The sequence below is a fragment of the Micromonospora sp. NPDC048839 genome (genome assembly GCF_040649915.1).
Classification (GTDB): Bacteria; Actinomycetota; Actinomycetes; order Mycobacteriales; family Micromonosporaceae; genus Micromonospora.
In genome coordinates, this window is the sequence record NZ_JBEZGL010000002.1 from 417,754 (window position 1) to 436,953 (window position 19,200).

Sequence of the window (19,200 nt, forward strand, 5' to 3'; positions counted from 1 at the left end):
TCGACGAGATTCCCACGGTCTTCGCCGCCGGATCCGGGTCGCCGGCTGGCTCCTCTGACTGGTGTGGATCGTGGCGTACAGCGTCCTCCTGATCCGACGCGCACCCGAGCTGGCGGACGGACACCCGGGTGGGCCGGTCAGTGGTGGATAGGCTCGTCCTGTCCTGCCGCGCACGGGGGACGCGCGACCCTTCCCGGATCGACCACGGAGGGAATTCGATGACGGACCAAGAACTCCCCGCACTGACCCGCGCCGAGCAGGAACTCGTGGACCGCTACCTGCGCATCATCGACCTGGTGGGCCGGCTCAACCCGGCTCGGGACAGCGGCCACTTCGACGCACGGGGTTGCGTCCTCGCCGCGCAGGCCCTGGCGGCGGAGGCCAGGGCCATCGGCGTGGCGGCGGAGACCATGCTCGAACGCGGCGAGGACGAGCTGCACGCCGCGACGCTGGCCCGGGCGATGCGCGCTTTGGACGGCGAGCGCCGCATCGCGCGGCTGCGCCTACCCGAGAACTGAACGTCGCGCCCCTGGGAGGAGCAGGGCGCGCCGGTCAGGCGGAAACGCGGTCGACCGGCGCCGCGACGCCGCCGGCGCGGGCCAGTCGACGCCGCTGCCGCCCGGCCGGGACCACCATCGGGGTGTCCGTCTCCGGATCGGTCATCACCCGGCAGGGCATCGCGAAGACCGTCTCCACCAGCTCCGCCGTCATCACCTCGGCCGGTGGGCCCTGGGCGAGGACCTGACCCTCCCGCATCACGATCAGCTCGGTGGCGTACCGGCAGGCGTGGTTGAGGTCGTGCAGGACGGCAACGACCGTACGGCCCTGCTCGTGCAGGTCGGCGCAGAGGTCCAACACCTCGAACTGATGCGACAGGTCGAGGAACGTGGTCGGTTCGTCGAGCAGCAGGATCGGCGTCTGCTGGGCCAGCGCCATCGCCAGCCAGACCCGCTGCCGCTGACCACCGGAGAGTTCGTCGACGAACCGGTCGGCCAGGTCGGTCACCTCGGTCTGGCGCATCGCGTCGGCGACCGCCGCCTCATCCTCCGGCGACCACTGCCGCAGCAGGCGCTGGTGGGCGAAGCGACCCCGGGCGACCAGCTCCTCCACCACGATCCCGCCGGGCGCCACCGACGACTGCGGCAGCATGCCGAGCTGCCGCGCCACCTGCTTCGACGGCTGCGACGCGATGGTCTGACCATCCAGGTAGACGGCACCGGCCTGGGGCTTGAGCACCCGGGCCAGTGACCGCAGCAGCGTCGACTTGCCGCAGGCGTTGGGGCCGACGATGACGGTGAACGACCCGTCGGTGATCTGGACGTCGAGGTCCCGGACGACCACCCTCTTGTCGTACGCCAGGGTCAGCGCGTCGGCCCGCAGCCGCGACTCGGTCATCGCTGTGCTCCTTGTCCGCGGTTACGTCGCTCGTGGAAGAGCAACCAGGTCAGGTAGATGCCACCCAGGGCAGCGGTGACGAGCCCGACCGGGACGTCGTCGTCGGGCAGGAGGCGCTGGGCGACCCAGTCACTCGCCGTCAACAGGGCGGCGCCCATCAACGCGGCCGGCAGGATCCCGGCGTTCGGCGACCGGGTCAGTCGAGCGGCCAACGGTGGCGCGGCGAGAGCGACGAACGCGATCGGCCCGGCCGCGGCCGTGGCGCCGGCCGCGAGCCCGACGCCGGCCAGCGCGAGGACGACCCTGCTGCGTTCGACAGGTACGCCGTGCAGCATCGCCGGCTCGTCGCCCAGGGCCAACATGTCGAGATGCCGGCCGTGGTAGAGCGCGACCGGCAGCAGCACCGCGACGGCCACGGCGACGAGCGTCACCTCGGTCCACCCGGGGCCGTTGACGCTGCCGATCAACCAGACCTGGGCGGCGATCGCCTCGTCCAGTCGGCTGCGGTAGATCAGGAACGAGTTGAACGAGTCGAGCAGCGCGGCCACTCCGACACCCATCAGCACCAGCCGGAACGGCTGCACCCCACGGCGGAACGCGAGCAGGTAGATGGCGACCGAGGTGGCCAGGCAGCCGACGATCGCACCGGCCGCGACCTGGAAGCCCGTGCCGTTGAGCAGCAGCAGGACGATCAGCGCGCCGGTCGCCGCGCCCACCGTCAAGCCGACAAAGTCGGGGCTGCCCAGGGGGTTACGGGTCAACCCCTGGAAGATCGTGCCGCTCGCGCCCAGGGCCGTACCGACCAGCAGAGTGATCAGCACGCGGGGTAGCCGCAGCTCGTGCACGATGAAGTCGGTGCCCGGGTCGCCCTGGCCGACGAGGCTGCGCAGCACGTCGGGCACGGGGATCGGGAAGTCGCCGCTGGAGAGGTTGACAAGCGCGACACCCAGGGCCGTGAGCAGCAGTGCGGTGCCGGCGATCAGCGCTCGCAGGTGCACCCGCAGCGAGAGCCGGCCGCCCCGACTGCGGACCACCAGCCGGGTCGTCCGTCCGGAGGGGCGTAGCTGCAGCAGCGGCCCGCTCACAGGGTGCTCAGCCGGCGTCGACGGCACAGCGCGATGAACAGGGGCGCGCCGAGGAACGCGGTGACCACCCCGACCGGCAGTTCGGCCGGGGCCACCAGGACCCGTCCGAGCACGTCCGAGACGAGCAGCAGGGTGGGCCCGAGGACCAGCGAGTAGGCCAGGATCCAGCGGTGGTCCGAGCCGGTGAACATCCGGGCCGCGTACGGGACGGCCAGGCCGACGAACCAGATCGGCCCGCAGGCGGCTGTCGCGGCGCCACACAGCAGCGTGATCGTGATCATGCCGAGCACCCGGACCCGCCCCGGGTGGGCGCCGACCGAGGTCGCTGCGTCGTCGCCCATGCTCAGCGCGTTGAGTTGGCGGCCCAGCAGCAGCGCGAGCAGGACGCCGACGGTCAGAAACGGCGCCAACTGGGTGATCGTGCTGGTCTCCCGGTCGGCGAGCGATCCGACGTCCCAGTGCCGGTACCTGTCGAACGCCTCCCGATGGGTCACCAGGATCGCCCAGATTCCGGCGCCGAGCACCGAGGTGAGGGAGATCCCGGCAAGCACCTGCCGTTCCGGTGTGGGTGCCCGGCCGGCGCCGCCGAGCGCGAAGACGGCCGCCGAGGTGAGCCCGGCACCGGCGATGGCAAACCACACGTACCCGTTCGCGCTTGTCACTCCGAGCAGCGCGATGGCCAGCACCACGCCGGTGGACGCGCCCAGGCTCACCCCGAGCAACCCGGGTTCGGCAAGCGGGTTGCGGGTGAGCGCCTGCATCACCGTGCCGGCCAGGCCCAGCGCCGCGCCCACGGCGAAGCCGAGGATCGTCCGAGGCACCCGTAGCCGATGCACGATCTCGGCGGCGGCGGAGCCGTCGTCGTGCCAGAGCACCTGCCAGACCGTGCCGAGGCCGAGCGAACGGCTGCCGACGGCGATGCTCAGCGCCAGGGCGGCGGCGAGGGCGACGACGCCGACGGCGAGCCCCGTCCAGCGGCGAGCGGTGCGCGACAACGGCTCGCGCGGTGCCGTGGTGGGTGAGACGGTCCGGGGCTCCGGGCGGATTCCGGTGCCTGAGGTCAACACGTGCTCCATCCGTCCACCCGTTCGCATTACTAAGTTAGGTGAGGCTAACCTACACTCCCGTTCGAGGTCATCACCCTGGGGCCTCGCTGCAGAAAGGAACAGCCGTGCGGCTTACCTCAATCCGCCGGAGCGCCGCGGTCGCGGCGACCGCGCTCCTGCTTCTCCCCGCGGCCTGCGGCGGTGGGTCGGAGCCGTCGGCCCCCTCGTCCGGTGCCGCCACCTCCACCGCCTTCCCGGTCTCGATCGAGCACAAGTTCGGCACCACCACCATTCCGGCCGAGCCCAAGCGGATCGCCGTGGTCGGCCTGGTCGAGCAGGACGCCCTGCTGTCGCTGGGCGTCGTGCCGGTGGCGACCACCGAGTGGTTCGGCGAGAAGCCGGGCGCCATCTGGCCCTGGGCCGAAGCGGCGCTGGGTGCGGCCGCCAAGCCGCAGGTGCTCACCAACACCGATGGCGTCCAGTTCGAGAAGGTGGCGGCGCTGCGGCCCGACCTCATCCTCGGCGTCTATTCGGGGTTGACGAGCGAGGACTACGCGAAGCTTGCCAAGATCGCGCCGACCGTGGCGCAGCCGAAGGGCTCCGTCGACTATGGCGTGTCCTGGCAGGACGTCACCCGTACGGTCGGCACCGCCGTCGGGCGCAAGGCTCAGGCGGACAAGGTCGTCACCGACGTCGAGGCCAAGTTCGCGGCGGTACGCACGGCGAACCCGGCCTTCGCCGGCGCGACCGGCCTGATGGCCACCACCTACGAGGGCTACTACGTGTACGGCCCGCAGGACGCGCGCGGCCGGTTCCTCACCGATCTGGGCTTCACGCTGCCGTCCGGGCTGGCCGAGGTGACCGGCAAGGAGTTCGGGGCGAACCTGAGCCGGGAGCGCACCGACATGCTCGATACCGGCGTGCTGATCTGGCTGGTCGACAGCTACGACACCGACAAGGCGAAGGTGCAGGCCGACCCGCTCTACAGCAAGCTCAAGGTCAAGACCGAGGGTCGCGACATCTACCTGGAGAACGAGGAACTCGTCGGCGCCGCGACCTCGTTCATCACCCCGTTGAGCCTGCCGTTCCTGCTCGACAAGATCGTTCCGCAGTTGACCGCGGCGGTGGACGGCAACCCGGCCACGGCGGTGCAGCGGACCGCTGCCTGACGATCCGGCGGGGAACTGCACCTGACAAGGCAGTTCCCCGCCGGGCGGGCCGCAGCGGCACAGTTCGGGCACCGTAGCCGCCGGCGGCGGTCTTCTCCCCCACGACCCAGCCGTCGGGGCACACCGGCTCGCCGTTACAGCCAGTCGTGTTCGCGGGCGTAGCGGGCCGCTTCGTGGCGCGTCCGGGTCTGGGTCTTACGCATCGCGTTGGAGAGGTAGTTGCGGACGGTGCCCGGAGCGAGGTAGAGCCGCGCGGCGATGTCGGCGACCGAGTACCCCTCACCGGTGACCCGCAGGACGTCGGCCTCACGCTCGGTCAGGGGGCAGTCCTCGGTGACGGCGAGCGCGGACACGTCCGGGTCGATCCAGCGTTTCCCCGCATGCAGGGTGGCGATGACCGAGGTGATGTGCGCTGGCTCGGCGGACTTGCTGACGAAGCCCTGGACGCCGAGCTTCAACGCCTTGCGCAGCACCCCGGGGCGGGCGTGCCGGGTCAGCATGAGGATCACCTGCTCCGGCCGATCGCGGCGGATCTCGGCGACCGCGCCCAGGCCGTCCACGCCCGGCATCTCCAGGTCGATGACCAGCACGTCGGGACGGTGCCGCAGCGTGGCGTCGATCGCCGTCTGACCGTCCTGCGCCTCGGCGAGGACGGTGATGTCGCCCTCCATCGGCAGCAGCGCAGCCAGGGCCGTGCGCAGCAGCGCCTCGTCGTCGGCGAGCACGATGGTGATCATTGGCGGTCCTTCCCCCGGACTGTCGGGGCCCCGTCGGCCCGCACGGGTGGGAAGACCGCTGCGGTCAGGAACCGCTGGTCCTTCTGTTCCACGGTCAGCTCACCTCCGTCGCCGGCCAGCCGTTGCCTCAGTGCCGCCAGTCCCCGGAGCTCGGGGGCCGTGGTGGCGGTCACGCCGTCGTTGACGATGGTGATGCCCGACGCGGCGAGCGTGATCTGCACCTGGGTGGCCTGCGCGTGCCGCAGGATGTTGGTGGTCGTCTCCCGGAGCACCTGCCCGAGCAGTTCGCTGGCGCGGGCATCGACCTCGGCCTCCCGCGTCACCCGGACCCGGATGCCGGCGGCCTCGAACAGGTTCTTCGCGTTCTCGATCTCCGCGGTGAGGTTGAGCCGCCGCTGCGCGTAGGCGAGTTCCTTGGTCTGCGCGATGGTGTCGCTGACCAGCGCGTACGTCTCCCGTAGCTCCTTCTCCGCCCGAGCGGTGTCGCGCAGCAGCAGTCGCTGGGCCAGGGCGATCTTCAGCTTGACCACGTGCAGGGTGTGGCCCTGGATGTCGTGCAGGTCGCTGGCGAACCGCACGCGCTCCCGGACCACCGCCAACTCCGCCTCCCGCTCCCGGGTCTGTTCGAGCTCCCGGATGAGGTCGTAGAACCGCTCCCCCACCACGGTGAGGATCGTCACGACGACGGTGAGGACGGTCGGGATGAGGACGTAGGTGAGCAGGACGTGACCGACGTCGTCCCGCTGCACCAGCAGCCGCGCCGTACCGACGGCGGCGACATAGGTGAACAGCCCGGCCACCGCCAGCTTCCGGTGCCGTCGCACCTCGCGCAGGGCGAGCGAGCCCACGGCGCAGAAACCCCAGTAGGCATTGGGGCTGCCGGTCACCAGGACCCCGAGCGGCCAGACCGCCGCCGCCACGACCAGGCAGGGCAGCGCGACCCGGGCGAGGTCGTTGGCCGTCCACCGTTCGAAGGCCACCACGCCCGCCACGGCCCCGGGCGCCAGGACGACGACGTGCCACCAGGTACGCGCGTCAGTCCAGATCAGGACCACCGCGGCGAACAGCACCGGCGGCAGTGCCGTGGCGAGGTTGAGCCGGCGCAGCCTTCCCTGCGTCGACTCGGTGAAGCGCGGCGATCTCGCGGTCACCACACCAGTATCGGGCAGCCAGGGGCCGCGACCAGTGACACCACGTCACATGCGGTGATGACGTGGTGCCACTGACGGGTCGACCGCGCCCGCGCTGTCATGGGTGCATGTCCACCACACCTGTCATCGAAGTCGAGCGGCTGAACCTCACCTACGGCGACTTCCACGCCGTGAAGGACCTCTCCTTCGAGGTACGGCCCGGAGAGCTCTACGCACTGCTGGGCACCAACGGGGCCGGGAAGACCTCGACCCTGGAGGTTGTCGAGGGACACCGGAGACCGACCTCGGGCACGGTACGCGTCTTCGGGCAACGCCCCGACGACCGGCGAGCGGTACGTCCCCGAATGGGCGTCATGCTCCAGGAGAGCGGATTCTCCCCGGACCTCACCGTCCGTGAGTCCGTCGGCCTGGTCGGCCGGCTCACCCGACGCACCGACGACGTCGACCGGGTGCTCGACCTGGTCGACCTCACCGGTCGAGCCCGGCGCAAGGTCTCCCAGTTGTCCGGCGGGGAGAAACGGCGGCTGGACTTCGCCACCGCGGTCTACGGCAGCCCGGAGCTGATCTTCCTGGACGAGCCGACCACCGGCCTCGACATCCAGTCCCGCGACGCCGTCTGGGCGACGGTGGACCGGCTGCGGGAGGACGGCACGACCATCGTGCTCACCACGCACTACCTGGAGGAAGCGCAACAACGCGCGGACCGGATCGGGCTGATGCACGAGGGCGCCTTCCACCGGGAAGGCACCGTCTCCGAGCTGACCCGCACGCTGCCCGCGGTCATCCGCTTCTCCCTTGCCGCACCGACGCCGACGCTGCCGGTGCGGGCCGCCGTCGACCTGGACGGGAAGGTCGTGGTCGAGACCTTCGAGCTGCAGAAGGACCTGCACCTCCTCCTCGGCTGGGCGCAGGACCACGCCGTGGAGCTGCGGGACCTGGCGGCGGGGCCGACCCGGCTCGACGACGTCTTCCGTGCCATCAACAGTTGATTCGTTCTTCCGACAGGAGCGGCACCGTGTTGTCCATCGCGTCCAGCGAACTGATCCAACTCTTCCGCAACCGGCTGGTGCTGATCACCAGCCTCATCATCCCGGTAGTGGTCAGCGCGTACTTCGTCCGTCAGCACGAGACCTTCGCCGCCATCGGGAGCCTCGGCTACATCGCCGCGATCGTGATGTTCACGATCGCCGCGTTCGGGCTCTACGCCACCGCCGTGACCACCCTGGCGTCCCGGCGGCAGAACCTCTTCCTCAAGCGGCTGCGCTCCACCGCCGAAGGCGATGCCGGCATCCTCGGCGGGCTACTGCTGCCCGTGGTCGTGCTCTCCGTGGTGCAGGTGACCGCGATCCTGACCGCCCTGGCCGTGGTCGCCGACGGACCGGCAAACGTCGCCCTGCTGGTGGTGGCGACCATCGCGGCCCTGGCCATGATGATCGGTCTGGCGCTGGCCACCGCCGGTCTGACCAACTCCCCCGAACACGCCCAGGTCACCACTCTGCCCGTCACACTCGGGGTGATCGCCGTGGCCAGTTGGGTGGGCATCTCCGGCACCGAGAACCTCGCCTGGCTCAAGCGACTCCTGCCCGGCGGCGCCGCCACCGAACTGACCATGAACGCCTGGAACGGCGGCGTCGCCGTGACCGACTCCCTGCTCCTGCTCGCGCCCACCCTTGCCTGGGTCGCCATCGCCGTCGCCCTCGCCACCCGACTCTTCCGCTGGGAGCCCCGCCGATGACCACCGAACCCCAGTTCGACGCTCCGACCCTGGTGGAAGATCTCCTACTGCTCCTGTTCCAACCCAGGTCCGGGACCATCGCGGGAGAGAACACGCTCTTCTACGTCCTCGGCGGTGCCGTCCTCGCGGATCTCGCCCTCGGCGACCATCTGACCACGGAGGCCCGGGGGCGGGTCAGCAGCGTGGCGGGTCACCCACCGTCGGACAGCCTCCTCCGCCCGGCATGGGACTACCTCGCCGAGAAACCAAGGGGGGTGCAGACGGCACTGGCGGCGATCGGTCCCGCCCTGCGCGCGCCCGTGTTGGAGCGGCTCGTCGCGCGAGGCGACATCGACCAGGAGCCCCGTAAGGTGCTCGGCCTGTTCCGGACGACGGCCCTGCGGGAGGGCAGGACCGAACGACGGGCCCGCCTGCTCGCCGACGTTCGGCAGGTCCTCGTGGACGGCGCGGAGCCGCAAGCCCGTGTCGCCGCGCTCGCGGCGCTGCTCTCGGCGAGCGGGACGCTCCCGCAGTTCCACCGTGAGATCCCGTGGACGTCATCGGTGATCAGCCGGGCCAAGGAACTCGAGCGGGGCGACTGGGGTGCCGACGCCGCAGCGGCAGCCGTGACCCGCACCGTGACGGCCACCGTCGTCAACAGCGCCATCGCGGCCATCACCGTGCTTCCTCGAGGCTAGGTCCTGTTGCACAAGAACTGGATCAGACATCCGTCTGACGCCCATCCCGTACCGCAGAGGAGGCCCGCGTGACCGCGCCGCCGCACCCACCGCGTCGTCCACGACGGCGATGGCTGCGGATCGTCTCCGGCGTCCTCGTCACCGCCGTGGCCGCCGTCAGCGTCGGCGTCGCCGCTCTTCAGCTCGGCCTGCCCTGGCAGATGGGCGAGGGCGACCGCAACCACGTCTACAACGGCGACGCCGGTTCGCAGCGCTACCAGGTCCACCTTCCTCCCCAACACGCCGGGACGGCCCGACTGCCGGTCGTCATGGCGATCCACGGCTGTGCGATGACCGGCTACGGGTGGAACTCCATGAAGTCCACGACCCAGTTCAACCGCCTGGCCGACCGGGAGGGCTTCATCGTCGTCTACCCCACGCAACTGATCTCGCGCAACGTGATCGCCTGCTGGAACTCGACCGACCCCCGGGAGCAGCACCGCGACAGCGGCGAACCCGCGCTGCTCGCCGGTGTCGCCCGCCAGGTGGTCGAGACGTACGGCGCGGATCCGGATCGGGTGCACGTGGCCGGCGCCTCGTCGGGCGCGGGGACCGCGGTCATCCTCGCGGTCACCTACCCCGACGTCTTCGCCACGGCGACCTCGGTCGCCGGTGGGGAGTACGGGCTCGACCAGGTCGACCCGGACAACCCGGACTCGACGTCGCCGCTGGACACGGCACGTCAAGCCTGGGCCCAGATGGGTGAGCGGGCCCGGCGGGTGCCGCTGCTGGTCGTCCAGGGCGAGCAGGACGAGGTCGTGCCACCCCTGGTCGCCACCCGACTCGTCGCCCACTGGACCGCTCTGGGCGACCTCGTCGATGACGGACTGCCCAATGACAGCCTCGATCCGACCGAGGAGACCGTGTCCGTGCCGGCCGAGGCGGGCCGGCACGCGTACACGCACTCGACGACCACGGCACCGGACGGCTCGTCGATCGTCGAGGCGTACCGCGTCCAGAACATGGGGCACGCCTGGCCCGGCCCGGACGGCGACGGCGACGGCGCAGAGCCTCACCGACCGCATCCGCTGAGTGGGCGCTGGCCCACCTCGTTCTCTCGCGGCTGCTCGGGGTGCTAGCTGGGGGCGCGCAGCGCCTGCCACAGCGTGCGGTAGAAGTCGGTGTAGGTCCGCTCGACGTGGGTGGCGAACCGCCTCGTCTCCTCGTGCCGGGCGGGAAGTTGGTTGATGGGTACGCTCATCGCGGCGTGGTGCTCGATGTGCAGGTTGTTGCCGTTGGTGTACCAGGTACTCAACCAGCTTCCCCGGATCGAACGGGTGTTGTGGAGCACGTTTGTGGTCTCGGTGTCGCAGAGGATGTGCTCGGGCAGCTCGACGAGGAAGTGCATCGGCACGGCGGCGACGAGCGGCAGCACCCAGAGCAGCAACACGTACTCTCCGAGACCGGCGAGGGCCAGACCGGTGGCGGTGAGCACCGCGGCGCCCTGGACCAGGTGCTCCTGCACGACGTGACGCCGCATCTTCGGGCTGATGTCACCGAACTCGTAGGTCCACCGGCCGGTCGCGCTGCGGACGACATCCCGCAGCACGACCAGGACGCGGTGGTAGTCGAACGTGCCGCGCAGCAGTGTGGCGAGCGTGAGCGACTGTCGCGTGTCGAACCCGAAGAACTCGGTGTCGTGCGGGGTGCCCAGGAAGCGGTGGTGCTGCAGGTGCCGTACGCGATAGTGGCTGTAGACGACGAACAGTGGGAGGCCGAGTGGCACCCCGACCAGGCGGTGGGGCCAGGCCCTACGGAACGCGGAGTGGTGCAGTACCTGGTGTTGGAGCTCGACCGCGTGGGTGTACATGGCAGCCAGCAGCAGCACGCCCGCGACGACGGCGATCGGCTCCGGGCGCAGGGCGAGGGTGGCCCCCGCCGCGGTGATCAGGGCCAGGACACCGAGCTTGCCGAGGAAGACGCGCTCGTCGACGCCTGTGGTGCGGGCGCGGGCGAACAGCAGGGTGGGCGCGGGGGCAGGGATGGACGCGGGAACGGCGGTGAGCGTCATGCTTCTTCCTCGGGGGCGGGGTGTGGGCGGGATCAGCGGCCGCTGAGCAGGACGACGTGGGTTCCGGTCAACGCGGTGCCGCGGGCGTACGCGAGCAGCCCGGCCAGGGCGACCGAGCCGGCGGCGGTGGGCTGGGCGCCGTACTCGGCGAGCAGGTGCCGCGCGGTGAGCAGTTCGTCGTCGGTGGCGGCGTGCACGGCACCGCCACTGGCTCTGATCGCGTCGAGGGCCTCGGGTCCCTGTAGTGCGTGCCAGTTGACGAGCGGCTGGTTGTGGTCGGTCGTGCTGACGTCGTCCGGGTCGAGCATCCGGTACGGTCCCGGCCAGCTCGTCACCAGCGGGTTGTTACCGGCCGAGCCGACTCCGTGCAGCGGCACGTTCCACCCGAGCTGACCCAGCGCCCGGTGTACGGCGATGACTGTGGTGCCGTTGCCGACCGGGATCCACAGCGCCGCCGGCGGTTCGTCCAGCTCGGCGTGCAGGGCGTGCGCGACGGTGCCGTGGCCGGTGAACACCGCCTCGACGTAGGGTCCGTCGACGTTGCCGTCGACCGCGCCGTCGAGGGCAGCCAGTCGCCTGGACTCGTCGACCGCGTCCTCGTAGCTGCCGTCGATCAGGTGCACGTCCGCGCCGGCCGAGCGCATGAAGGCGCCGCCGTCGCTCCAGCCGGTGGGCAGCACGACGGTGCAGGGCATGCCGATGGCACCGCAGGCCATGGCCATCGCGCGTCCGTAGTTGCCGCAGGTGGCGATGACGATGCGCCGTCGACCCTCGGCGATCGCCCGAGTGACGACCTGGCGGGCGGCCGGTTCCTTGTGGCTTCCGGACGCGTACCGGGTCTCGTCCTTGACGAGGATCCGGGCGCCGGGCACGAGGTCGAGCGCGTCGATCAGGGGGGTTCCGTACGCGTCGGTGGGGTGTTCGAGGTGGGTGTCGACGGACACGTGGCGGCCTTTCGCGAGGGTGGGTGTCAGCGGGGGGGTGCGCAGGGCGGCGTCGGCCGCGCGCTGCAGGTCGTCGCGGGAGCCGATCTCGGCGGGTGGGAGGGCGTCGGGCAGGTCGTCCTCGAGCAGGCGCAGTCGGCGGTCGAGCCAGCCCCGTGCGGCCCACGCGAGTTGCAGCAGGCCACTGACGGTCACCAGCAGCGCGAGTCCGCGGCCGGGGCCGGTGCCGAGCACCTCGCCGACGCTGCCGGCCAGGGCGCCGCCGGGTTCGAGCAGCGGCTGGACGTACCGCTCGGCGAGAGGGCCGACCACCAGGTAGCCGATCGGCATCGTGAGCATCATCAGCGAGATGAAGATCGACAGGACGCGGCCCTGCAACTCGAATCCGACCTTCGTCTGCACGACGGCGATCCAGTGCCCCTCGGCGAGCGACTCGCCGAAGGTCAGCAGGAACATGCCCACGATCACCCACACCGGGCCGGCGCCGAGCCCGACGACGGTCATCGCGATGCTCGCGAGGCCCATGAAGAGGATGAGGCCGTGGGCGCGGCGGACGGTCCCGCCCCAGACGCCCATGGCGACGCTGCCGGCGAGCCCTCCGACGCCCGCGGCGCCCAGGGCCAGACCGAGCACCGCCGGGCTCTGTTCGATGAGCAGCATCGGGGTGATGACGGCGAAGCCGAGCGTGTAGAAGGCATGGTCGACGATGAAGAACCGCAATGCGGCCCGTAGCCCCGGGCGGCGGGTGATGTAGCGCCAGCCGTTGGCGATCTCGGTGCGGAACGTCTCCTCCCGGCGTCGGAACATCAGGTTCGGGAACCGGACGAGCAGGAGGGACAGGACCCCGACCGCGAACGTGGCGGTGTCGATGAGCAGCACGCCGGAGACGCCGATGGTGGCGATCAGGCCGGCACCGAGCAGCGGGGCGAACACGGTGCCGACCGAGACACCGAGCTGGTTGATCCCGGTGGCGTGCCCGAGGAACCGTTTGGGCACCAGTTGGGCGACGGCCGCGAGGTAGGCGGGCCGTTGGAACGCGCCAGCCATCGAGGTGAGCGACACCGCCAGGTAGATCTGCCAGAGCTGCAGGCCGCCACCCGCGAACACCGTCACGGCCAGCGTGGCCATGGACAGTCCCGCCACGGCGTCGCTGGCGAGCATCACCCGTCGCCGGTCCCAGCGGTCGGCGACCGCGCCGGCGACCGGCCCGACGAGAATGCCGGGCAGCAGGCCGATCGCGTTGACGACGGCGAAGTCGGTGAGGGATCCGGTGCGTTGGAAGACCCAGATGCTGAGTACGAGAGCGCTGAGCCCACTGCCGATCATCGAGAGGAACTGGCCGGCAGCGACAGTCGCGAACCGCGCGAGACTTGGGGCCGGCCCCGCCTGGTGGTTCTGCTGCACGGGTTCGGTCGTCGCGCCGCCCGCGAACGCCACGAGTTCGGCGGCCAGCGGCTGCGCGTGCGACCTGACGAAGAAGTGCCCGGCCTTGGGCAGGACCGCGAGGCGCACACCGCCCGCGCCGAAGTGCTCCCACTCGTGGAAGCGCTCCTGGTAGTGCTCGGTCACCCGGTCGCGTGAGCCCACGACGGCCAGCACGGGAGCCTTCAGTCGGGTGGTCTGTCCCCCGCCGTAGGCGGCGGTGAAGAACTCCTCGGCGTCGCGGGCGTCGTGCCGGACGTTGCGCAGCACGAACGCCTGCTGCTGCGGGTCGTCGACATCGGTGAATCCGCCGCGGCCGCGCAGGTAGGCCAGGTACTCGCGGTCCGAGGTGAACGCGTCGGTGGGCACGAACCGGTAGAACCAGTCGAAGATCCGTCCCGGCAGCCGGGCCGTCGGGAAGCCCGCGCCGAGCGCCACACCCGCGAGCTCGACGCCCTCCTCCTCGGCGCGCCGCGCGATCTGCATGGTGACGGCGACACCGAGGCAGTGGCCGTACAGCAGCACCGGTCCGCTGACCTCGCGCAGCTCGGCGAGCACCCGCTCGGCGACCTCGGCCGAGGGCAGCAGCGGCTCGTCGGGGCGGGCGTAGTCGTGCCCGGGCAGCTCGACGGCCAGCAGTGCCCAGGTGGATGGCAGCGCGTCCGCCAGCGGCTGGTAGGCGACCGCGCTGCCACCGGAGTACGGCACACCGACGACGGTCATGCCGCCGGCGGTGAGGTCCGCGTCGCGGAGGGTGAGCCGGTGCAGCATCCGCCGCTCGGCGGGTGGGCTCTCCGCGCGGCTGTCCAGCAGTGCCGCGAGTCGACGTACTGTCGGTTGCTGGTAGAGGTCGAGGAGCGTGGGCGCCGGCGTGATCTGCCGGACCACCTTCAGCGCCGCGAACGAGTCCCCGCCGAGGGCGAAGAAGCTGTCGTCGAGACCGATGTCGGCGACACCGAGCACGGCGGTCCACGCCTCGGCGATCGCCTTCTCGCGTGGTGTTCCCGGCGCGGGGCCGGGCACGGTGGCACCGGTCTGCGGCGGCGCGGGCAGACGACGCCTGTCGAGTTTGCCGTTGGGGGTCAGCGGCAGCGTGCTCAGGGTCAGCACGCGGGCGGGGACCATGTGCACGGGCAGGGAGCGGCCGAGCGCGTCGCGGAGCGCGGCCTCGTCGGCCTCCGCGCCGGTCGCCGTGACCACGTATCCGATCAGCCGGGCGACACCCGAGGTCGGGGTGTGCACTGCGACCGCGCACGACGCGACGCCCGGCAGGGCGCCCAGCGCGGCCTCCACCTCACCCAGTTCGATCCGGTAACCGTTGACCTTGACCTGGTCGTCGAGGCGGCCGAGGAAGTCGACGGTGCCGTCGGCGTGGAAGCGGGCGGCGTCGCCGGTGCGGTACATGCGCGCCCCCGATTCGGGGGTGTGCGGGTCGTCGACGAAACGGTCGGCGGTCAGCTCGGGGCGCCGGTGGTATCCGGGGGCGACACCGGCTCCGCCCAGGTACAGCTCGCCGACCACACCTGCGGGTACCGGCTCGCCGTGGGCGTCCAGCACGTACACGCGGTTGCGGGCAAACGGGCGCCCGATCGGCAGCGGCGCCTCGGCCGGCAGGTGTGCCGCCGAGCCGTCGAACCAGACGTTGTCGACTGTCACCTCGGTCACGCCGTACGCGTTGACCACCCGGCCGTGTGGCCCGACCAGGCGGCGGGCCAGCTCGTACTCGTGCACGTGCCACTTCTCGCCGCCGCCGATGAGCATCCGCAGCCAGCCAAGGCCCGCACCCGTGCGGTCCGCGTGCGCGAGCAGCCCGCGCAGCACGGCCGGGACCAGTTCGGTGCACTCGACCTGTTCGGCGCGCATCAACTCGTACAGGTCGGCCGGGTCGAGGAGCGTCTCCCGGGGCACGACGACCAGCCGCCCGCCGGTGGTGTGTGCCCGCAGCGTCTCCCCGACGAACATGTCGAAGGAGAAGCTGGCCGCCTGCTGGTACGTCCATTCCGGACGCAGGTCGTAGGCGCGCTGCCACATGTCGGCGGCGTGCACCAGGTTGCGGTGTGTCACGACGACGCCCTTGGCCCTGCCGGTGGAGCCGGAGGTGTAGATGACGTACGCCGGGTCGTCGGCCGCGGCGGCAGGCGGCAGGTCAGTGCCGTCCTCCGGCAGCGGCTCCTGCAGGTACGCGTCGTCGACGAGCACGGCCGCGCCGCTGTCGGCGAGCATGTAGTCGAGCCGTTCGCGTGGGTAGGCGGGGTCGAGCGGCACGTAGGCCGCGCCCGCCTTGAGCACGCCCCACATCGCGACGAACAGATCCAGGCCCCGGTCCAGGCAGATCGCCACGCGGTCGCCGGGTTGGACACCCGCGGCCCGCAACCGTCGGGCGAGACGGTTGGCCCGCGTGTTCACGTCGCCGTAGCTCATCGTGTCACCGCGGAACGTCAGCGCTGGCGCGTCGGGGGTGGCCGCGGCGTGCCGCTCGAACAGCTCGTGGACCGTCGTCGCGTCCGGAACGGGTGCCGCGACGTCATTCCAGTCGTGCAGGATCCGGTGCCGTTCCTCGGCGGTCAGCAGCGGCAGGCGTAGCACCTCGGTGTCCGGGTCGCTCGCGCCGGCGGTCAGCAGGGTGAGCAGATGGTCCGCCAGCGCCGCCACCCGCGACTCGTCGAACAGTTCGGTGGCGAAGTCGATGGTCAGCAGCGGTCCGTCGACCGGAAAATCAAGGCCGACGGCGAGGTCCACCATGGTCGCGGCGGGCGCGATTTCCCCGGCGTATTGGACGGCCGTGTCGCGCGGCGCCGGCGTGTTGTGCACGGTGAGCATCACCGGACTGAGCCGGTTCCGGTTGCCGCTGCCGGGCCGCGCCAACGCGGCAACCAGGTCGGGCAGCGCGAGCGTCTGGTGGTCGAGGTCGGCCAGGACAGCGTCGCGGACCCGCGCGACCAGCTGGGCGAACGTCGGTGCGCCGGCCACGTCGCCTCGCATGGGCAGGATGTTGAGCAGCGGCCCGACCAGGGCTGCCTCGCCCGGTCCGGTGCGCCCGGCGACCGGAGTCAGCACGGTCACGTCGGTTCGGCCGGTGTAGCGGGCGAGGACCGTCTGCAGCCCGGCCAGCACCACCATGAACAGGCTCGCGCGCTCGCCTCGGCCGTAGGCGCGCAGCCGTTCCAGCAGCGCGGGGTCGACGGGACGGGTCAGCCGCGCGGCGGCGAAGGACCGGGCCACCGGGCGCGGCCGGTCGGCGGGCAGTTCCAGGTCGAGGTCCGCGTCAGCGAACCGCTGCCGCCAGTACGCCCGCAACTCGGCGTCGGAGCGGGCGACCGCGTTCCGGGCCGCCAGGTCGGGCAGCGCGACCGCAGGGGCCAGGTCGGGCTCCGCCCCAGTACGGGCGGCGCGGTACAGCGCGGCCAGCTCCTCCCCGACGACCGTGGCGGACCAGCCGTCGAACACCAGATGGTGCACGACCAGAACCAGTTCCGTACCGTCGCCGCCCAGGTACGCCCGCGCGAGCGGCCCGGCGGCGAGATCGAACTTCGCCCGGACCGGCTCCCCCTCCACCAGTTCGAGCAGGGCGTCGGAGCCGATCACCATCCGCGGCTCGGCACCGTCGTCGGGAAACCGGGCGCGCAGCAGTGGGTGTCGACGAGCCAACGCGGTGAGGGCTCGGAACAGCGCGGCGGGGTCGACCGGCTCGGCGAAGCGGTAGCGGATGCCCAGGGTGTGCGCGGGCAGGTCGGCGCAGACCTGCTCGGCGACCCAGAAGTCCCGCTGTAGTGAACTCAACGCCACCTCGATGCCCTCGGCCACGGCGACCGGCTCGGCCGCCGTGGCGGTGCCGGTGCTCGGGACGAGATTCGCCACCTCGGCCAGGGTGGGTGCCGAGTACAGCCGGCTCAACGTCAGTTCCACGCCGTGCTCGTGCCGCAGGGCACTGATCATCCGTACGGCGTCGAGTGAGTCGCCGCCGAGTGCGAGAAAGTCGTCGCCCTGGCGTACCTGCGGGATGCCGAGCACCGCCGTCCAGATCCGGGCCACCGCGCGCTGCGCCGGGGTGAGGCCGGTGTCCACGACCGGGCCGTCCGGGACAACCGCGGCCAGGGCCCGCCGATCGACCTTGCCCTGCACGGTGAGCGGCAGGCGGTCGTGGCGCACCAGAGCTGCCGGGACCAGGTACGCGGGAAGCTCCTCGGCCAGGGCGGCGCGCACCGCGGTCAGGTCGATCCCGCCGGCGGCCACCACGTGCCCGGTCAGCCGCGCCTGGCCGCCCCGCTCACCGAGCACCACAACGGCGTCCTCGATGCCCGGCGCGGTCCGCAGCGCCGCCTCGATCTCCCCCGGCTCCACCCGGAAACCACGGATCTTCAGCTGCGCGTCGAGGCGCCCCAGGAACTCCAGCGACCCGTCCGCGGCACGGCGCACCCGGTCCCCGGTGCGGTACTCGCGGCCGGTGGGTCCCGGCCGGAACCGCTCGGTGGTCAGGTCCGGCCGGCGCAGATACCCGGTGGCGAGCTGGGCTCCGCCGATCACCAGCTCCCCGGCGTCGCCGTCGGGGGCCTCGGCGCCGTCCGCGGCCAGTACGCGGCAGGTGACGCCGGGCAGTGGGTGCCCGATCGGCACGGCGTCGCCGGCCCAACCGGTCAGGTCGGCGACGGTGGCGACGACCGTGGTCTCGGTCGGCCCGTAGGTGTTGAGCAGCCGTACCCCGGGGCCGGCGGCACGCTGCCACCGACGCACCGCGTCGGGCCGCGCGGCCTCGCCCCCGATGATCGCCAGCCGGACCGTGGCGGGCAGGGTCGCCTCGGCACGGTCCAGGGCGGCGACCAGGTCGTGCCAGTACGCGGTCGGCAGGTCCAGCACGGTGATACCGAGTCGCGCGCAGCCGTCCAGGAACAGGTCGGGGCGACTGATCATGTCCTCGTCGCGCAGTACGAGGGCCGCCCCGCAGGTCAGCGCCGGGAAGATCTCCTCGACGCTGGCGTCGAAGCTCATCGACGCGAACTGCAGGACGCGGTCGGCGGCGCTGATCTCGTAGCGCTGGCTGGCGGCGGCGCAGAACGCGGCGAGCGCGGACACCGGCACGACCACGCCCTTGGGCCGCCCGGTCGACCCGGACGTGTACACGACGTACGCCGCTCCCGCGCCAGCCGCCTCGTGCGCCTCCGTTCCGACCAGGGTCTCCGTCGCGGCGACGCCGTCCGGGGTGATGACCGCGCGGGGTCTGGCGTCAGAGAGGATGAGCTGCTGACGCGCCGCCGGATAGGCCGGGTCGATCGGCACGTAGCCCGCGCCCACCCGCAGGACCGCAAGCATGGCCACGACGGCGTCCCGGCCTCGCGGCATGCGCAGTCCCACCAGGTCGCCGCCCGACACCCCGGCCGCCGTCAACTCCGCCGCCCGCTCCTCGACGCGGGCAACCAACTCCCCGTAGGTCAGGTCACCCGCGCCGTCGACCACCGCCGCAGCCGCGGGCCGGCGCCGGGCCTGCGCGACGATCGCCTGCCACAGTGGACCCTCCTCCACCGGCGAGGTGCGGATGTCGATGGCCTGACTCATGAAGGGCTCCCGGGTGTCGCAGACAGCGAAAGGCGTGCCGGCGCAAGACCCTAGGGACCAACTGAGGTTCGCGGATGAACGCCGGCCGACGCTCGGAAGGACCTTGATCATGGGCGCGTTCACCTGGTGAACGCCACGGCCCACCGGTCGACGATGCCGCCGCCTGCGGTTACGCCGTTGACGAGGTCCGGTTGCGATGAACTGTGCGTGAACTCGGCGGGGCAGGCGTGGGGTGGTGG

Annotated in this window: 13 protein-coding genes; 6 read left to right on the forward strand and 7 right to left on the reverse strand. The window is 71.7% G+C overall.

Annotation, left to right across the window (positions count from 1 at the left end):
- The first annotated feature begins 218 nt into the window (after nucleotides 1-218).
- Complete coding sequence (locus tag AB0C25_RS05115; RefSeq protein WP_357369785.1) at nucleotides 219-518, forward strand: hypothetical protein; 300 nt, start codon at nucleotides 219-221, stop codon at nucleotides 516-518.
- Between the two features lie 34 nt (nucleotides 519-552).
- On the opposite strand, the gene AB0C25_RS05120 is transcribed toward AB0C25_RS05115, so the two are convergent.
- The 3 genes from AB0C25_RS05120 to AB0C25_RS05130 are packed head-to-tail and all read right to left on the reverse strand — an operon-like array spanning nucleotide 553 to nucleotide 3,556.
- Entirely contained in the window at nucleotides 553-1,395 is an 843-nt protein-coding gene (locus AB0C25_RS05120; RefSeq protein ID WP_357369787.1) for an ABC transporter ATP-binding protein, read from the reverse strand.
- Nucleotides 1,392-2,480, reverse strand: a complete 1,089-nt coding sequence (locus AB0C25_RS05125) for an iron chelate uptake ABC transporter family permease subunit (RefSeq protein ID WP_357369789.1) — start codon at nucleotides 2,478-2,480, stop codon at nucleotides 1,392-1,394. Before AB0C25_RS05125 ends, AB0C25_RS05120 begins: the two co-directional genes overlap by 4 nt.
- On the reverse strand, nucleotides 2,477-3,556 hold the full coding sequence (locus AB0C25_RS05130) for an iron ABC transporter permease (RefSeq protein ID WP_357369791.1): 1,080 nt from the start codon (nucleotides 3,554-3,556) through the stop codon (nucleotides 2,477-2,479). The genes AB0C25_RS05125 and AB0C25_RS05130 overlap by 4 nt, the downstream gene beginning before the upstream one ends.
- Nucleotides 3,557-3,651: 95 nt before the next feature.
- Between AB0C25_RS05130 and AB0C25_RS05135 the strand changes: the two genes are divergently transcribed.
- On the forward strand, nucleotides 3,652-4,695 hold the full coding sequence (locus AB0C25_RS05135; RefSeq protein ID WP_357369793.1) for an iron-siderophore ABC transporter substrate-binding protein: 1,044 nt from the start codon (nucleotides 3,652-3,654) through the stop codon (nucleotides 4,693-4,695).
- A gap of 134 nt (nucleotides 4,696-4,829) precedes the next feature.
- Here the strand turns inward: AB0C25_RS05135 and AB0C25_RS05140 are convergent, their stop codons facing one another.
- Both AB0C25_RS05140 and AB0C25_RS05145 read right to left on the reverse strand, forming a co-directional pair.
- Entirely contained in the window at nucleotides 4,830-5,432 is a 603-nt protein-coding gene (locus AB0C25_RS05140; RefSeq protein ID WP_357369795.1) for a response regulator transcription factor, read from the reverse strand.
- Nucleotides 5,429-6,583, reverse strand: coding sequence for a histidine kinase (locus AB0C25_RS05145; RefSeq protein ID WP_357369797.1), 1,155 nt, complete (start codon nucleotides 6,581-6,583; stop codon nucleotides 5,429-5,431). The genes AB0C25_RS05140 and AB0C25_RS05145 overlap by 4 nt, the downstream gene beginning before the upstream one ends.
- Nucleotides 6,584-6,690: 107 nt before the next feature.
- Between AB0C25_RS05145 and AB0C25_RS05150 the strand changes: the two genes are divergently transcribed.
- The 4 genes from AB0C25_RS05150 to AB0C25_RS05165 all read left to right on the forward strand — a co-directional run bounded on the left by AB0C25_RS05150 (nucleotide 6,691) and on the right by AB0C25_RS05165 (nucleotide 10,113).
- Nucleotides 6,691-7,572 (forward strand): ABC transporter ATP-binding protein, encoded by an 882-nt coding sequence (locus tag AB0C25_RS05150; RefSeq protein ID WP_357369799.1) that lies wholly within the window; start codon nucleotides 6,691-6,693, stop codon nucleotides 7,570-7,572.
- Nucleotides 7,573-7,598: 26 nt separating this feature from the next.
- Nucleotides 7,599-8,318 carry an ABC transporter permease gene (locus tag AB0C25_RS05155; RefSeq protein WP_357369801.1) on the forward strand — a complete coding sequence of 240 codons (720 nt, stop codon included), beginning with the start codon at nucleotides 7,599-7,601 and terminating at the stop codon, nucleotides 8,316-8,318.
- Nucleotides 8,315-8,995: a GPP34 family phosphoprotein gene (locus AB0C25_RS05160; protein WP_357369803.1), complete on the forward strand. Its 681-nt coding sequence runs from the start codon at nucleotides 8,315-8,317 to the stop codon at nucleotides 8,993-8,995. The genes AB0C25_RS05155 and AB0C25_RS05160 overlap by 4 nt, the downstream gene beginning before the upstream one ends.
- 68 nt (nucleotides 8,996-9,063) lie before the next feature.
- Complete coding sequence (locus tag AB0C25_RS05165) at nucleotides 9,064-10,113, forward strand: PHB depolymerase family esterase (protein ID WP_357369805.1); 1,050 nt, start codon at nucleotides 9,064-9,066, stop codon at nucleotides 10,111-10,113.
- Here AB0C25_RS05165 and AB0C25_RS05170 read toward each other — a convergent pair.
- On the reverse strand, nucleotides 10,110-11,045 hold the full coding sequence (locus AB0C25_RS05170) for a fatty acid desaturase (RefSeq protein WP_357369807.1): 936 nt from the start codon (nucleotides 11,043-11,045) through the stop codon (nucleotides 10,110-10,112). The two genes, AB0C25_RS05165 and AB0C25_RS05170, sit on opposite strands and share 4 nt — an antisense overlap.
- Before the next feature lie 32 nt (nucleotides 11,046-11,077).
- Complete coding sequence (locus tag AB0C25_RS05175) at nucleotides 11,078-18,961, reverse strand: amino acid adenylation domain-containing protein (protein ID WP_357369809.1); 7,884 nt, start codon at nucleotides 18,959-18,961, stop codon at nucleotides 11,078-11,080.
- Nucleotides 18,962-19,200 lie beyond the last annotated feature (239 nt).